This window comes from Moorena bouillonii PNG (genome assembly GCF_001942495.1).
GTDB lineage: Bacteria > Cyanobacteriota > Cyanobacteriia > Cyanobacteriales > Coleofasciculaceae > Moorena > Moorena bouillonii.
The window spans coordinates 7,911,642-7,926,801 of the sequence record NZ_MKZS01000001.1 but is presented as its reverse complement, the minus strand read 5'-3'; the positions used below and the strand labels follow the sequence as shown (position 1 = coordinate 7,926,801).

At 45.1% G+C, this 15,160-nt stretch carries 15 protein-coding genes and 1 pseudogene; 12 read left to right on the top strand and 4 right to left on the bottom strand.

Features of this window, described 5'->3' with window-relative positions; translation table 11 throughout:
* From BJP37_RS42050 to BJP37_RS32330, 5 genes and pseudogenes are all read left to right on the top strand, one after another.
* Nucleotides 1-319, top strand: a pseudogene (locus tag BJP37_RS42050) (glycosyl hydrolase); the annotation flags it as partial.
* Nucleotides 320-324: 5 nt separating this feature from the next.
* On the top strand, nucleotides 325-1,149 hold the full coding sequence (locus BJP37_RS32350) for a sugar phosphate isomerase/epimerase family protein (RefSeq protein WP_075906681.1): 825 nt from the start codon (nucleotides 325-327) through the stop codon (nucleotides 1,147-1,149).
* A gap of 16 nt (nucleotides 1,150-1,165) precedes the next feature.
* Nucleotides 1,166-2,317 (top strand): Gfo/Idh/MocA family protein, encoded by a 1,152-nt coding sequence (locus BJP37_RS32345; protein WP_075905154.1) that lies wholly within the window; start codon nucleotides 1,166-1,168, stop codon nucleotides 2,315-2,317.
* Complete coding sequence (locus BJP37_RS32340; RefSeq protein WP_075905152.1) at nucleotides 2,314-3,078, top strand: 3-ketoacyl-ACP reductase; 765 nt, start codon at nucleotides 2,314-2,316, stop codon at nucleotides 3,076-3,078. Before BJP37_RS32345 ends, BJP37_RS32340 begins: the two co-directional genes overlap by 4 nt.
* Before the next feature lie 374 nt (nucleotides 3,079-3,452).
* Nucleotides 3,453-4,121: a sodium:solute symporter family transporter gene (locus tag BJP37_RS32330; RefSeq protein ID WP_075905148.1), complete on the top strand. Its 669-nt coding sequence runs from the start codon at nucleotides 3,453-3,455 to the stop codon at nucleotides 4,119-4,121.
* Nucleotides 4,122-4,148: 27 nt separating this feature from the next.
* On the opposite strand, the gene BJP37_RS32325 is transcribed toward BJP37_RS32330, so the two are convergent.
* A complete protein-coding gene (locus BJP37_RS32325) occupies nucleotides 4,149-4,784 on the bottom strand; it encodes a response regulator (protein ID WP_075905146.1) in 636 nt (211 codons plus the stop codon).
* Complete coding sequence (locus BJP37_RS32320) at nucleotides 4,781-6,022, bottom strand: sensor histidine kinase (protein WP_075905144.1); 1,242 nt, start codon at nucleotides 6,020-6,022, stop codon at nucleotides 4,781-4,783. The genes BJP37_RS32325 and BJP37_RS32320 overlap by 4 nt, the downstream gene beginning before the upstream one ends.
* Nucleotides 6,023-6,183: 161 nt before the next feature.
* Here BJP37_RS32320 and BJP37_RS32315 point away from each other — a divergent pair, with 161 nt between their 5' ends.
* From BJP37_RS32315 to BJP37_RS32295, 6 genes are all read left to right on the top strand, one after another.
* A complete protein-coding gene (locus BJP37_RS32315; RefSeq protein WP_075905142.1) occupies nucleotides 6,184-8,235 on the top strand; it encodes a S9 family peptidase in 2,052 nt (683 codons plus the stop codon).
* Between the two features lie 457 nt (nucleotides 8,236-8,692).
* Complete coding sequence (locus BJP37_RS44140; protein WP_269087102.1) at nucleotides 8,693-8,824, top strand: hypothetical protein; 132 nt, start codon at nucleotides 8,693-8,695, stop codon at nucleotides 8,822-8,824.
* Nucleotides 8,825-8,904: 80 nt separating this feature from the next.
* Nucleotides 8,905-9,153 (top strand): hypothetical protein, encoded by a 249-nt coding sequence (locus BJP37_RS32305; RefSeq protein ID WP_075905138.1) that lies wholly within the window; start codon nucleotides 8,905-8,907, stop codon nucleotides 9,151-9,153.
* Between the two features lie 201 nt (nucleotides 9,154-9,354).
* The gene (locus BJP37_RS32300) at nucleotides 9,355-9,948 is read left to right on the top strand and encodes a DUF4058 family protein (protein WP_229415520.1); all 594 of its coding nucleotides are present in this window, start codon (nucleotides 9,355-9,357) and stop codon (nucleotides 9,946-9,948) included.
* Nucleotides 9,933-10,148, top strand: a complete 216-nt coding sequence (locus tag BJP37_RS43060; protein WP_229415519.1) for a DUF4058 family protein — start codon at nucleotides 9,933-9,935, stop codon at nucleotides 10,146-10,148. Before BJP37_RS32300 ends, BJP37_RS43060 begins: the two co-directional genes overlap by 16 nt.
* A 245-nt stretch (nucleotides 10,149-10,393) precedes the next feature.
* A complete protein-coding gene (locus BJP37_RS32295) occupies nucleotides 10,394-10,996 on the top strand; it encodes a Uma2 family endonuclease (RefSeq protein WP_075905136.1) in 603 nt (200 codons plus the stop codon).
* 713 nt (nucleotides 10,997-11,709) lie between these two features.
* On the opposite strand, the gene rpiA is transcribed toward BJP37_RS32295, so the two are convergent.
* Nucleotides 11,710-12,420 (bottom strand): ribose-5-phosphate isomerase RpiA, encoded by a 711-nt coding sequence (gene rpiA, locus BJP37_RS32290; protein ID WP_075905134.1) that lies wholly within the window; start codon nucleotides 12,418-12,420, stop codon nucleotides 11,710-11,712.
* 511 nt (nucleotides 12,421-12,931) lie between these two features.
* A complete protein-coding gene (locus tag BJP37_RS32285) occupies nucleotides 12,932-13,414 on the bottom strand; it encodes an RNA recognition motif domain-containing protein (RefSeq protein ID WP_075905132.1) in 483 nt (160 codons plus the stop codon).
* 384 nt (nucleotides 13,415-13,798) lie between these two features.
* Between BJP37_RS32285 and BJP37_RS32280 the strand changes: the two genes are divergently transcribed.
* Nucleotides 13,799-15,160 carry a DUF2157 domain-containing protein gene (locus BJP37_RS32280; protein ID WP_075905130.1) on the top strand — a complete coding sequence of 454 codons (1,362 nt, stop codon included), beginning with the start codon at nucleotides 13,799-13,801 and terminating at the stop codon, nucleotides 15,158-15,160.

The following is a 15,160-nucleotide window of genomic DNA, read 5'->3' as shown; positions in this document are numbered from 1 at the left end:
GGGACTATTGAGGTTGGGGAAATTTCTGGAAAAATCAGAACCGGAAGCCGCTCAGAAATACTGGCAGGCAGGTTTAACCGTAAGTCAGGCACTTTTTTCCGAGCCCTATCTTAGCACTGACCCAAATCATCACGGTTTACTCCTTCACAGCATCTACCATCATCCAAATGGATGGGACTATATTCCTCCCGGGTATAAAATCCCTCAGGGCGAATCCTGTATGTGGGGAGATTATCACCTTAGAGAATTGGCCCTCTACCTGCAGAGGATCATCCAAGAGGAAGCTTATTACACCTTTTACAGATGCATCGAGGACTGAATGCCATGAATAAGCCAGATTTAGATAAACTTTGCATCCATACCATTACTACCAGGCCCTGGTCTCTGGAAAAGGCATTGGATGAATATAGTGCAGAAGGAGTAAAAGGAATCAGTGTTTGGCAAAATGCCATAGAAGACATGGGGGCTCAGCAAGCGGGAGAACTAATAGCATCTTATGAGCTTGAAGTAGTCTCCTATGTAAGAGGAGGGTTTTTCCCCTCGACCAGCCCGGAAAAAAGAGCTGCAGCAATTAGCCATAATAAGCAAATGATTGAGGAAGCTGCTGCAGTAGGCGCCCCCTTGCTGGTTCTGGTTTGTGGGGCCGAACCCGATCAAAGCCTCGAAGAGTCTCGTGCTCAAATTGAATCAGGCATAGAACATCTTCTTCCATTTGCCAGAGAACATAAGGTTAAATTAGGCATTGAACCCCTGCACCCTATGTATGCAGATACTCGTTCTGCCATCAATACCCTGAAGCAAGCCAATGATATGGCCGAGCGATTGAAAGATGAATATGCAGGAGTAGTGGTTGATGTCTATCATCTTTGGTGGGAAGAGAATCTAAAGGAGGAAATTCTGAGAGCTGGTAAACAGGGAAATTTATTGGCCTACCATATTTGTGATTGGAAATACCCGCCAGAAGATATGTTGAATGACAGAGGATTGATGGGCGAAGGCTGCATTCCTTTACAAAAAATTAGAGGCTGGATAGAAGAAGCCGGTTTTAAAGGATTTCACGAAGTTGAAATCTTTAGCAACAAATATTGGTCTATGGACCAAAAAACTTTTCTCAAACAAATCATAGAAGCATATCAACAAAAATCCTGAATTATAGCTAATAAATATGAAAGTACATGAACTAGGCATTATCATGAATGGGGTTACCGGTCGCATGGGAACCAACCAGCATTTACTCCGGTCTATCGTTGCGATTCGAGAACAAGGGGGAGTGAAATTAAATGCCAATGAATGCATCATGCCCTATGCCATCCTTGTGGGCAGAAATGAGAATAAACTCAAACACCTCTGCGAAATCTCCGGAATGGATGCCTGGAGTACAGATCTGGATGCAGTTTTAAAGGAAGGTGCTTACCAGATTTACTTCGATTCCCAAATAACAGGCAGAAGATTTGAAGGGGTAAAAAAAGCCATTGACGCGGGTTTACATGTTTATTGTGAGAAGCCATCCGGAGCAAGTCTGGAGGAAGCGCTTGAACTTTATAGACTGGCGGAAGCCAAAGGAATAAAACATGGGGTAGTTCAGGATAAACTCTGGTTGCCGGGCCTATTGAAGATACAGCGCTTGATCCAAAATGGATTCTTTGGAAAGATCCTGTCCGTGCGGGGGGAATTTGGCTACTGGGTTTTCGAAGGAGATAGTATACCGGCAAATAGACCTTCCTGGAATTACCGAAAAGAAGACGATGGGGGTATCATAGTGGATATGCTTTGCCATTGGAGATATGTACTGGATAATATTTTCGGGAAGGTGAAATCCGTCTCCTGCATGGGAGCGACCCATATTTCAGAGCGAGTGGATGAAAATGGTAATACCTATAAAGCAACAGCCGATGATGCTGCCTATGCTACCTTCGAACTGGAAGGAGACATCATTGCCCATTTCAATTCCTCCTGGACGGTACGTGTCAGAAGGGATGATTTGTTGACCCTGCAAGTTGATGGAACCAAAGGATCAGCTGTAGCGGGGCTGAGGGAATGTTATATACAGCATTATGGAAATACCCCAAAACCTGTCTGGAATCCTGATGTTCCTCAACCTATCAATTTCTATGAAGACTGGAGCAAAGTTCCTCAACAGGAAGCATATGACAATGCATTTAAGGTACAATGGGAAATGTTCCTGAAATATATTCACCAGGGAGGAAGTTTCGCCTACGATCTTCTTGAGGGAGCCAAGGGCATTCAGTTGGCAGAGAAAGGAATTGAAAGTTGGGAAAAGAGAGCCTGGGTAGACCTAGAAGAACTAACGGTATGAATAAAGTAGCACTCATAACAGGAGGAAGCAGAGGGATTGGTTTAGGCATAGCCAGATCTCTGGCTGAAGCAGGTTGGAATCTGGCTATCAATGGAATGAGAGATGAATCTGCCGTATCTGGACTGCTTGAGGATTTGAGGAAATATCAGGTTGAAGTTGTTTACTGTCAGGGGAATGTGGGAGAACAAGAGGATCGGCAGGCTATCCTTCAAAAATGCCTGGATCAATGGGGCAGGATAGATGCCCTCGTAAACAATGCAGGAGTAGCCCCTAAAGAAAGAAAGGACCTGCTTGATATGAGCGAGGAAAGTTTTGACCGGGTGCTGAACATCAACCTCAAGGGATCTTTTTTTCTTTCTCAATTGGTTGCAAAGGAGATGCTGAAGCAGGGAAATGATAGTCTCCGGTATATCGTAAACATGTCTTCCGTATCTGCCACCATGGTTTCAGTAAACAGAGGGCAGTATTGTATTTCCAAAGCAGGTATGGCCATGATGAGTCAATTGTTTGCAGCCCGTCTGGCAAAGGAAAATATCATGGTATATGAAGTCAGACCTGGAGTAATAAAAACTGATATGACTGCGGCTGTTAAGCAAAAGTATGACAAGCTGCTATTAGAAGAGGGATTGGCCGTGCAGGAAAGGTGGGGGCTGCCAGAAGATGTTGGAAAAGCTGTGGCTTCTTTGCTTGGAGGAAATTTCCCCTACTCTACCGGACAAGTCATTATGGTAGATGGAGGATTGGAGATGGGCAGGTTATGACATAAGCAAAGTGTGTTATAGTTCGGAAGTGTTGTAGTTCTGCAGTAAATTATTACTCAAAAGAACCTACAACACTATAACACTTCAACACTACAACACTACAACACTACAACACTTCAACCCCTTACAACTCAAAAACTACTACTCATGAATAAAAAACTAGCCTGGAGCTTATGCTGCATCGCCGCTCTTATCGTGGCGCTACTTACTTTTACCCCACTGATCACTCCTCATGGAATTTGGAAACCCACATGGATGGGTATGCCCTACACCTTATGGACCGGAATATTGCAATCCATAATATTGGTTGGCCTCACCTGGCTGGCTACACATTTACATCCCAGCAATCACAAATAAGCCTCAAAAAATAACTCATGCTACTAACACTAGGCATCATAGGTGCCATTTATATCGGGATACTTGTCCTGCTGGCTGTCAGAAGTAGAAGTCAGGAAAAAAGTTCAAAAGAATACCTCATGGCAGGTTCCAGCATTGGTGCGGTTCTGGGGTTTTTCACTTTCGCAGCGACCTTATTCAGCACCTTTACTTTATTAGGAATGCCGGATTTTTTCCGACAACATGGAGTAGGAGCCTGGATATTCCTCATGATTTCAGATGCTGTCATGGTATTTGGGATCGTTTGGCTGGGCTTTGAATTGAGGAAACGTGCCCGTTCAACAGAATATCTGGGTATGGCAGGCTTTTTACAAAATGCCTATCAATCAAAAATGGCTGGAATCGTAGCCTTCGGAGGAGCCTTTATCTTTCTCGTACCGTATGTCGCTATTCAAATCAGGGGAGTCGCTACTTTTTTTCATGCAGCCTTTCCCGAAGCTATTCCGATGTGGGCCTGGGCAGTTATTATGGTTGTGATTATGCTGGTTTACAGTGAGGTAGGAGGATTAAAGGCCATCATGTATAGTGATGTACTCCAGGGTATTTTGCTCCTGATTGCGAACTCAGGTAATCCTCCGGTGGTTTGCTTCTGGCAGTTTAGTTTTTCCCAAAAAAGCTCTGCTATGATGATTTACCAGATAAAATAGTGATAAAATAGTTTAATATCATGCACATTAAAGATTCTGATAGGCCCAGAGGGCAGCCTGAGTGCGATCGCGAACATCCAACTCACAGAAAATATTAGTTAGATGATTTTTAATCGTGCCTTCGGTCAGATTAAGGGCGGCTGCAATTTCTCGATTGCTTTTACCTTGTCCCAACAGCTTCAGGATCTCTAGTTCCCGCTGATTGAATTGAGCATGATAATCTGTTTTTTCCCGTTCAGGTTGGGTATTATTCAGTTGAGAAAACACCTTCGGAGCGATGGTAGGACCTAATTGGCTGTATCCCTGATGCAAACTGCGAATGGCCGCTGCCACCTTAGGGGCTGGAGTGCTTTTAAGCAAATATCCCAAGGCCCCAGCCTGAAGAGACTGGAACACATAGTCATCATTGTCAAAGGTGGTTAAGACTAGAATCCGAATCCAGGGGTAGCGGGTATGGATTTCTCGGGTTGCTTGCACACCATCGCAGATGGGCATCCGCACATCCATCAAGATAATATCAGGCTGTAACCTCTGGGTGAGGGCAATGGCTTCTTCACCGTGATTGGCTTCACCCACCACCTCGAGATCATCCTCCAGGGACAACAGTGCCGCCAGTCCCTGACGAAAGATGGGTTGATCATCAGCCAATAGAAGTCGAATCATCGTGGTATCCTAATCTGAATACAGGTGCCTTGTCCCGGTGTGCTATCTAATTGTATCGATCCGCCTATCAGCTGAACTCTCTCCTGCATACCCCTGAGGCCAAAACCCTGGGTGGGTTTAGCAATATCAAAGCCAATACCGTCGTCCTTTAGTTCAAGGATAACCGCATCAGCAGAAGCATATCCCCGGAGGTGAATAACCTGGGCTTGACTGTGTTTGCGGATATTTTCTAATCCTTCCTTAACCACACAGTAAAGCTGATGATTGGTTTGTAACGGCAGCTGGGGCAAATCTATTTTGCTTTTAACCGTTATGGAGGGGTTGGATGTAAAAGATTCCAGCAGCTGTGGCAGCGCCTTATTGAGATCAAAGGTCTCTTCTCGCATGGTGGTCACTGCCCGACGCACTTCTTGTAAGGATTGGCTGGCCAGCAGTTTGGCCGTCTCTAACGCTGCTTGAAGCTTATTAGAGTTTCGTTCGTAGAGTCGTTGTGCTAATTCTAGCTGCACATCAAGGGAGGTCAAAGTATGCCCCAATGAATCATGAATATCGCGAGCAATGCGGGTGCGTTCTAAATCTGCGGCTAGCAATTCAACTTCCTGAGTCAAGGCGATTGCTTGCTGACGACTCCTGTACTCAGCTACTAAGGTTAAACAGAGCAGAAGAATCAGTATGCTCATAGAAATATAGAGTACAAGGTTATTGAAAATCATATCTGCAAGCAATACTTGGGGAGCCTCTTGGATCATTTTTACTCGCTCTTCAAAAAGAGCTTTCTGCTCTTCAATTGGGTTTGAGAGATCAGTTAGAAAACCATTCATAAACTGCCACGCAAAACCTATATGCCAGGCAATACCGGCTAAAACAACCGTGATGATCACGTCCCGACGACGCAACAGAAAACAGCTTTTGGCTAAGTATAGAAAGAGAAAGAGATCCAAACCCACCTGACTAAAGATACGTGTCAGTAACAGACAGGCAATTTCGGCAAAGATATAGGCTCGTCGCTGCCACATGGGGCGACGAATTGGAAAGAAAAAGCTCAGAATGGCCAAAACTCCTAATACGCAGAAGACTAGATAGTCACTGTTATTGGCCTCATAGGGCAATGATTTATTCAGGATGAGAAAAATCAGTCTCAGGGTCACCATGACTAAGAATGCCCATTCCACATAGCGCAGGATTTTGGGAATTGAAGGATTAATGGTGGAAACCTGAGGAGTTGTCCGAGCTGACATCAGCTTACCCAATGTTTATGACTGCTTCTACAGCTTATGAAACTTATGGATAAATTTCCATGACAAACGTCATGTATCCATATGACCTTTCGCTATAGTCAGTTTGAAATGGCCTGTTTAATATTGAATTATAAGCAACTCTTCAGAGGATACGGTTTGTTATGAAACAATTTCAATTTGGTGCAGGTTTGATGATTTCTATTAGTTTGATGGGTTTTAGCCTTGGCAATCCACCGCTGCCCCTAACGGCAAAAACTGCTAGCGCTGCTGAAAGTCAGACCGCTCTAGCACCGTTACTTCAGCGGGAACTATTCTTTGGCGATCCAGAGATTACGGGTGCCCAGCTTTCCCCCGACGGTAAGTTTCTGGCCTTTCAAAAACCTCTAGATGGCGTGATCAATGTGTGGGTTAAGGGCATCGATGAACCGATGGAAGCTGCTCGTCCAGTCACGGCTGATGCTGAAAGCCCAATTATAATTTACTTTTGGAGCGCCGATGGTCGTTACATTCTCTACGCCCAGGATAAAGGGGGCAATGAGAATTTTCACATTTATGCGGTTGAAGCTAAATCTTTAGGTGAGACTAGCCCGGTAACCCGCGATTTAACCCCTGTAGAGGGGATTACGGCCATGATCTATAGCGTTCCTAAACGGACTCCCAACCACATCATTATCGGTCTTAACGAGCGCAATCCCCAGTTTCATGATGTCTATCGTTTGGATTTGACAACAGGCGAGCGGACGCTGCTGATTCAAAATGACGAGAATATTGCCCTCTGGACAACCGATTTAGACGGTAATGTGCGCATCGGCTATCGCCAAACCCTGGAAGGGGGGCATGAGATTCTGGCGGTGCAAAAAGATGGATTAACACCTGTTTACACCTGTCGAATTGAAGAAACCTGTGTCCCCATTCGCTTTCATAAAGATGGCCAACGGGTGTATCTGATCAGCAATCGGGATGGGAATTTAATGCAGTTAAAGCTGCTTAATCTCGAAAGCCAGCAGAGTCAGGTCGTGGAAGTTGATCCTGAAAACCAGGTGGATTTTGGCCGTGCAGTGTTTTCAGAAGCGACTGATGAGTTGATTGCTACCTCCTATGTTGGCGATCGCATCCGCATCTATCCTCAAAACGACAAGATAGCGGCTGATCTAGCCTTTCTGAAACAACAGCTGCCCGACGTTGATATTGTGTTGCAATCCCTTACTATCGATGATCGCTTTGCGTTGATTAGAACCCGGAGCGATGTGAATCCTGGGTCTACTTATCTATTTGATCGTAGTACTCAAACCCTGGAAAAACTCTACGATGATCGGCCAGAGCTGCCCAGGCAACATTTGGCCACCATGCAGCCGATCCGCTATACAGCCCGTGATGGTCTAGAGATTCCAGCCTATCTGACCCTGCCCCAGGGGGTAAACCCAGTCAAGCTACCGGTGATTGTCATGCCCCACGGTGGACCTTGGGGACGAGATATGTGGGGGTACAGGCCGTTTACCCAGTTTCTCGCTAATCGCGGTTACGCCGTTCTCCAACCCAACTTTAGAGGGTCTACTGGCTATGGTAAAGCCTTTCTCAATGCCGGTAACAACGAATGGGGCACGGGTGCGATGCAGCATGACCTGACGGATGGCGTGCAGTATCTGATTGATGCAGGGATTGCCGATCCCGAGCGTGTGGGAATTTTTGGTGGCTCCTATGGAGGCTATGCCACCCTAGCTGGTTTGGCATTTACACCAGATATCTATGCCGTTGGCGTATCCAATGTGGGGCCATCGAACCTGATTACCTTGCTCAAGTCAATTCCCCCCTATTGGGAATCGATGAAGGCTACCTTTGCTCTGCGGCTGGGAGATCCAGATGATCCGAGCGATCGCACCCGTCTAGAAGCCCAGTCACCCCTGTTTTCCGCCGACCAAATTCAGGCCCCGCTGATGGTGGTTCAGGGAGCCAACGATCCCCGAGTTAAGCAAGCGGAGTCAGACCAAATTGTGGCCGCATTACGAGATTTAGGCCGACCCGTGGAATATCTGATTGCCCCGGATGAAGGCCATGGTTTCCGTAAGGAGATCAACTCACTGGCCATGACAGCTGCATTAGAGAAGTTTTTAGCTGAACATTTAGGCGGACGTTACCAGGCTGAGATGTCTTCAGAGGTACAGGCTCAACTAGACAAATTAACTGTTGATATTGACACTGTCACAGTTAATTAATCCGGTGAGCCTGAGATTGTTGAACTTGACCCAGCAATTTACAACCGCTATTTGGGAACCTACCAATTACTCCCTAATATGGAGATCGCTATTCGAGTCGAGGAACAACAACTACTCGCCCAAGCCACAGGGCAGGAAGCGTTTACCCTTTACCCTGTTTCAGAAAGTGACAGCTCCCACACTGACTCTTTGAGTTCAGTGTGGGCTTCCCAGCCAATCCAGCTATTGCTTAGGAGGCGCTGGGCTTTAAGAACGGACTGCCCTGCCGCTCTGTTTTTTTGGTCTTTTGTTTAATAATGTTTGACCAACTTTCCAGCATTTATGGCCTTTGGCCACGCTACGCGAACGGCTTTGAAAGTCAGTATTATGAGTATAACACATCGATTGGTCTTTTGTGAAAGACTCTGTGGAAAATTTATCCCACATCTCAATGCGCAGCATGAGTGTGGGATGAATTTTGCCAGAAACTAAATTCTTGGCTCAGGTTGCAGATATCACGATTCAATTCAATTTCTCAGCAGATGAAACGGTTAACGGACTAACACTTTATCAAGCGGGTCAGGAATTGATTGCATCCAAGGTGAATTAATTTAATAGATTGAGATTGGGGGCACACTGCTGTGTGTCCCGTGCAAAATTGCTAACGATACTAACGAGGAGCCTCTAGTTATGGAAACAGAAACGACTCAACCTACTGCAAGACAAGTATTAACTCAGGCGGCAGCAGGTGCGGCTGCCGGATTACTGGTGGGCATCGCTATCATGTCTATCTATCGATGGCTTTGGCATGTAGAGATATCTTTGAATACAATAATGCTTTTAAGCATAGGCTTCTCCATTTACTGTGGAGTTTTATCAGCTTGGCTAGGGAAAAGATTCTGGAATTTACTCGGTACCTTTCTCAGCCATATCAGCTGATAGTTGGTTTGGGGCAAGGCCCCCTTAGAGCTGATTCGTCAAGTAAATCTTAAGAAGTCTGAAAGCCTTGCTATGATTGTCTTTTCGGTATTAAATAGTTCAATTGTTCTATTTTAGCGCAAGCCTTATCCTACAAGGTTTAGTGCGAGTTTACGAATCAGCTCTAAGGAAGTATGTTTACAACTCAAATCAAAATGCTATATGACTAACCCATTTCCAGGGATTCATCCCTACCTCGAACAACCGGAATATTGGTCGGATTTCCACAACCAATTGGTGGCGGCTTTGGCTAGAGCATTAATTCCGAAACTGCTACCTAAATATCGGGTAGTCACGGATAAGTGGGTTTATAAGATTGCTGGCTCAACCAAGATTGCCATTGGTAGACCCGATGTTACGGTTCAACAAAGCCGAGATGCTTCAGCTGCAATGGCTACAGCAGTTGCGGTATCTGAACCGTTAGTTCAACCGATTAAGGTAGCTGTTCCTTTACGAGAAGAAGTCCGACAATCCTACATCGAGGTTAAAGATGTAGCCACTAAGGAAGTGGTGACAGCGATTGAAGTTATCTCTCCTGCCAATAAACGAGGAGAAGGGCGTCAGAAATACGAGGCCAAACGGCAGCAGATATTCGAGAGTATGACTCATTTGGTCGAAATTGACCTGTTGCGAGATGGGGAACCTCTACCTGTTTCTAACAGCAGTAATCCCAGTCATTATCGGATATTAGTCAGTCGTTCTAATACCCGTCCCACGGCTGACTTGTACCTTTTTAATTTATGCGATTGGCCGTAGGCCACGCCAAAGGCGAACGCATTCCCTCTTTTCGGCTTCCCCTTCTTCCTGGGGATACCGAACCAATGGTAGAATTACAGACATTAGTGGATGAGCTTTATGACCAGTTAGGCTACGACTATTTTATTGACTATAGCAGCAATCCGCCATTCCCTTGGTCGGAGGATGATGTGGCATCTTGGGCAGGAGATCGTCGATAAAATTTTTGAATCAGGACAAGAATGAACAGCAAGATAAATGTTCGCAGATTGCCCAACCTTTGTTTTCCCTGCTCAATTATCCATTAAGCGATTGGCCGTAGGCCACGCCAAAGGCGATGAAGCTAAGCTTCCGCTAAAAGCGAACGCGACTTAGATAAACTCCCCATAATCCCAGTAAAATTAACCGACGTGAGTTCTTTATCTTCTGCTCTCTCGTTATATCTCAATTCCAAGGATTAACGGTTATGTCAAGTCAACTAGAACCCCTACTAAAGCTAATAGTTCCACAATCTTTGGACCTCAACGTCAGTCACCAACAGTTTGAACAGTTAGCTAATGCTAACCGAGACCTGAGATTAGAAAGAACTGCTGAGGGAAAATTGATTGTGAATCCACCAACAGGATGGGAAACCGGTAAAAGAAATCTAAGTATTAGCAGGCAATTGGGCAATTGGTATGAGGAAAACCCGGAACAAGGAGAAGCATTTGACTCATCTACCGGATTTGAACTTCCCAATGGCTCCAATCGTTCCCCTGATAGCTCTTGGGTGTCACGTAACCGCTGGGATGCACTGACAGAGGAACAAAAACAAACTTTCCCTAAAGTCTGTCCTGATTTCGTAATTGAGTTGCGATCAAAGTCTGACAGTCTCAAGGAGCTACAGGCAAAAATGCAAGAGTATATTGACAATGGCTTGCGCTTGGGGTGGCTGATTGACCCTCAGAATCGACGGGTTGAAATTTATCGCTCAGGACAAAACACTGAGGTTATAGATAATCCCAAAGAGTTATCTGGAGAAGCAGTGCTTCCCGGTTTCAAACTTAAATTACAAGGTATTGTAAACTGATTCCCAGGGTAAACCCATCCTACGTTTAACAGCAACTAGAAGATGCTGATAAATTCGTTATTCTCCTGCTCCAAGTTAAGGACAATTCAGCTATCAGCTAATGCGCTACGCGCACGCGTGCGCGTTCAGCTTTTGAATAAAAGAGGTAAGCATTCGTTTAATACTGAGTTAAATCCCAGCGTCGTTCGCACAGCGTGGCCAAACGCGCCCCGCGTGGCCAAAGGCCAAGGCCAAAGCCTGTGCCACACGCGAACGATGTTTTTTTTGAAGCTGAACGCGCACGCGTGAGCTTTTAGCTCACCGCTGTTCGCGTAGCTTGGCCAAAGGCCTTTCGCTGAGGGCTGACCGCTGAGGGCTGACCGCTTACGAATTCTTGATAAATTCTTGATTTTCCGGGATTAGCCTTTGTAGCAGGTTAAGGTAGTAAAGAAGCAGTTAGGAGAGTTTACGATTATGGAATCCCATGATTTTTTGATGTTAGTTCTGTTACTAAGTCCTGGTATGTTGCTTTCAGCAGTGATCATGCTCACCTTTGCCGCTGGTGGCTAAGCTCGACAAAGTCTAATCAACTATTCTCTACCTGGAAAATTAATCAAGCCGTGGGACATACACTTAATTGCCTTGGCTTGGGAGAAATATCTGAGTATTTCTATCAAGAGTATTTCTATCAAGCAAGAATCCCACGGCACTTTCAAGCTTTAGTGCTGGACGTGTTACATTTCCCGAATCACGGTCTGACCATCCTTAACTTCTCCAACTAGAACCAGATCCGTAACCCCAACAAATAAACCATTTTCCAGAACACCAGGAATATTATTGATAGTTTTTTCTAGCTCAGCTGGGTTATCAATGGCATCAAATTTGACATCAACGACCATATTTCCCTGATCTGTAATCACTGGTCCAGCTTTTTTGACCCCCATGCGCAGTTCCGGTTTACCCCCTAGCTTTTCAATGGCATTCATAACTGGTGTGATTGCCATCGGGATAACTTCTACAGGTAATAGGAAGGTAGACCCCAAGTGTTCAACTATTTTAGTGCTATCGACTACTACGATAAATTGTTTGGCCAGGGAATCTACAATTTTCTCACGGGTGTGGGCAGCGCCACCCCCCTTAATCAAATTTTTCTGGGGATCGACTTCGTCAGCACCATCAATCGCTACATCTATGTGATCCACCGCATCAAGGGTAGTCAAGGGAATGCCGTACTGTTTCGCCAAGACTTCTGCCTGGAAAGAGGTGGGGATGCCTACAATATCCTTAATCTCTCCAGAGTTTAAGCGATCGCCTAAAAACTGAATTGCATAGGCAGTCGTTGAACCAGTGCCTAGCCCCACAATCATTCCCGACTGCACCCGCTTGGCAGCTGCTTTGCCAACTTCCTGTTTCATTAACTTAATGGGGTCAATTTCTGCACTCATAACAACGTTAGTGATTAGTGGTTAGTGGTTAGTGGTTAAAACGTAAGTTTTAGTTCACAACTGACAATTGTAAATCCATCAGGTAACACAGGATGCAAAATTACCTGAGCTTGCCAGACTTTTAATCGGCAAGGGTTAAGCTAATAGGTAGTTGGTAGTGGACACACAACATTAACAGCTATCTATCAAGCTCAATAGTTTGCTGTTTCGTTGGCTTGAATTTGTTTGGTATTGGTAAGCTATCGGGATCTGGTTGTAACCTCCCTTTTAAATGACCATAAACCTATCGGGATTTGCCAGTGTACATGAACCAAAAAAAAGAAAAGACTCTCTGTCTGGCAGAATGAGTCAGATATCGATATTAAAGTAGTACTATCAGCAGACTGGTATAACCCAGGCGCTTGGTGATTAGATCTTTTATTAAAAAATTGCGTCGAAAGCCTGAAGCTTTACAGAGCAATAAGCCCACGCCTCCCTGACGGGTATGGCGTAGGGCTAATCTCACTCAAAATTAAGAGTTAGTAGTTTGAGCCGATAACATTTCTTTCAGCTTTGCCAATTCATTAGCCCAACGGGGATCGGGTTGAATTCCAGCGGGGTCAGATGTAGTCTGTTGATGCTTACGCTTATTAGACTTATTCTTGTTGTTGTTACGGCGAGGGGGAGGATTGTTGCTGGTAGATGAGGTTGATGCTTGATTGGGTTTTTCTTTCTCCTTAGATGGTTCTTTCTCTACATTCTTGGATCGTGGCAGGGCTTTTTCAATTTTCAAGGCAGTATCCTTGAACATAAGACCATTGAACTTTTCAATGAATTGATCAGCCTCCTCATCCGTTGCCACCGTGACGAAGCCGAAGCCCCGACATTTACCAGTTTTACGATCTTTAATCACTTTTGTGGTAAAGTTGTCACCGGCTTCAGCAAAAATAGCTTGCAGCTCATCACGGTTTACTTCTTCTTTAGGTAAGTTACCTATGTACAGGCGAATGGACATTTAGAGATACCTCCGGGCTATAACAAAAAAAAAGGAAAAAATTGTTGACACCAGTCACTAGGGTGGATAAGGAGAAATTTGAGGGACGAACACTTACCACGTCTAGACAATCTTCTGACGTACCTTACCAACCTCAACTGAACAGACGGATGCAGTAAAATCAAAACTCCTATATACCACATGTTCGGAGCTACTACTACCCACACGTTGACCTCTGGTTTACCATTAGCTCCGATTCTAGTTAACAGTTTTTTACTTACTCTGATCTAATTATTACAGAATGTTTACACCATATCATGGACATAATCAAACATTCAGTCGGTTAGTGATTATAACATTGTATATTCCCAGATGAAAGTCTTAAGCTCTAAAAAATAGGTTGTGATGCCTTCCGATAAATTTCGTCACCAGTTACGTCAAGAAGCACAACAATGGCAAACAGAAGGGTTGATTGATGCTGGCCTATACGCTCAATTAGCGGAACGCTATCAATTTAGTGACCTGGAAGTAGCGGCCCGTAATCGATTCGTCGTAATTTTGCTAGTTCTAGGCAGTCTTCTCTTAGGCTTGGGCATGATCACCTTTGTGGCAGCCAACTGGCAAGCCTGGTCTCGGTGGTTGAAAGTGACCTTGCTTCTGAGTGTCTTCTTCGGGATCAACATTGCTGGCTTCTATCTATGGCGAGACCCAACCCAAGGTAGGCATTGCCGTTTGGGACAGGGTTTATTACTTTTAGGAGCCCTGACTTTAGGAGCCAATATAGCACTGATGTCCCAAATGTTCCACCAAAGTGGACCACTGTATCAGTTATACCTGATTTGGGGATTAGGAGTCTTAGCCATGGCTTATAGCCTACGCTTGACCCTATTAGGGATGCTGGCAATGGTCTTGATTGGGTTAGGGTATGTGCGAGGAATGTCCCAGCCAGAATTTTTGGCAATCACAGAGTTGTCTTGGCTAAGGCTAATCATACAACATATGCCAGTGTTTGCGGGTTTACTGTTTATTCCCTTGGCTTACTGGTGTCGTTCACGATGGATGTTTCGCTTAAGTGCGATCGCAGTAGTTGCTGCCCTGGAATGGAACTTGATCAACTTCGAGCTATGGCCTTATCCCGGTTGGATTGCTGCGATCGCATGCGCTCTACCACCAGCCTTGTTATGGTCATACGGGGGTTTCCTGGGAAGAATTCAGCCCAACCTCCAGGAATTTAATAGCACAGCCCGCACCCTTGGGATCACCTTCCTCAGCCTATCATCTTATTTTTTGTCTTTCCACGTGTTATGGGATAGTTCCCCATCAGTCAAACCGCTAGTTGAAGTCACCTCAATACTCCTGAAACCTGCCGTGATTGATAGTGTCATTTTAGGTAGCTTAACGATCTGGGCATGGAGCAGACTGTTACGTCGAATGGACTCAATCACTAAGGGTGTGGCTATTATGATTGTGATCAGCGCCCTAGTTCCCTATTGGCATCTCAGTATTGGTATTCTACCCATCATAGCGGTATTCATCTTCAATCTGCTTTTATTCCTAATCGACATCGGTTTAATCCGCGCCGGACTAGCAGAGGGGAAACGAGGTTTATTCTGGGGTGGCATGGTGCTACTGACGCTGCAAATTTTGACCCGGATGCTGGAGTACGATACTGCTTTGTTAGTCAAATCCATAGTCTTATTCCTCTGTGGGCTAGGTATTATTGGTGCTGGACTATGGTTTGAGCGCTATTTGAAGTCTGAATTATGA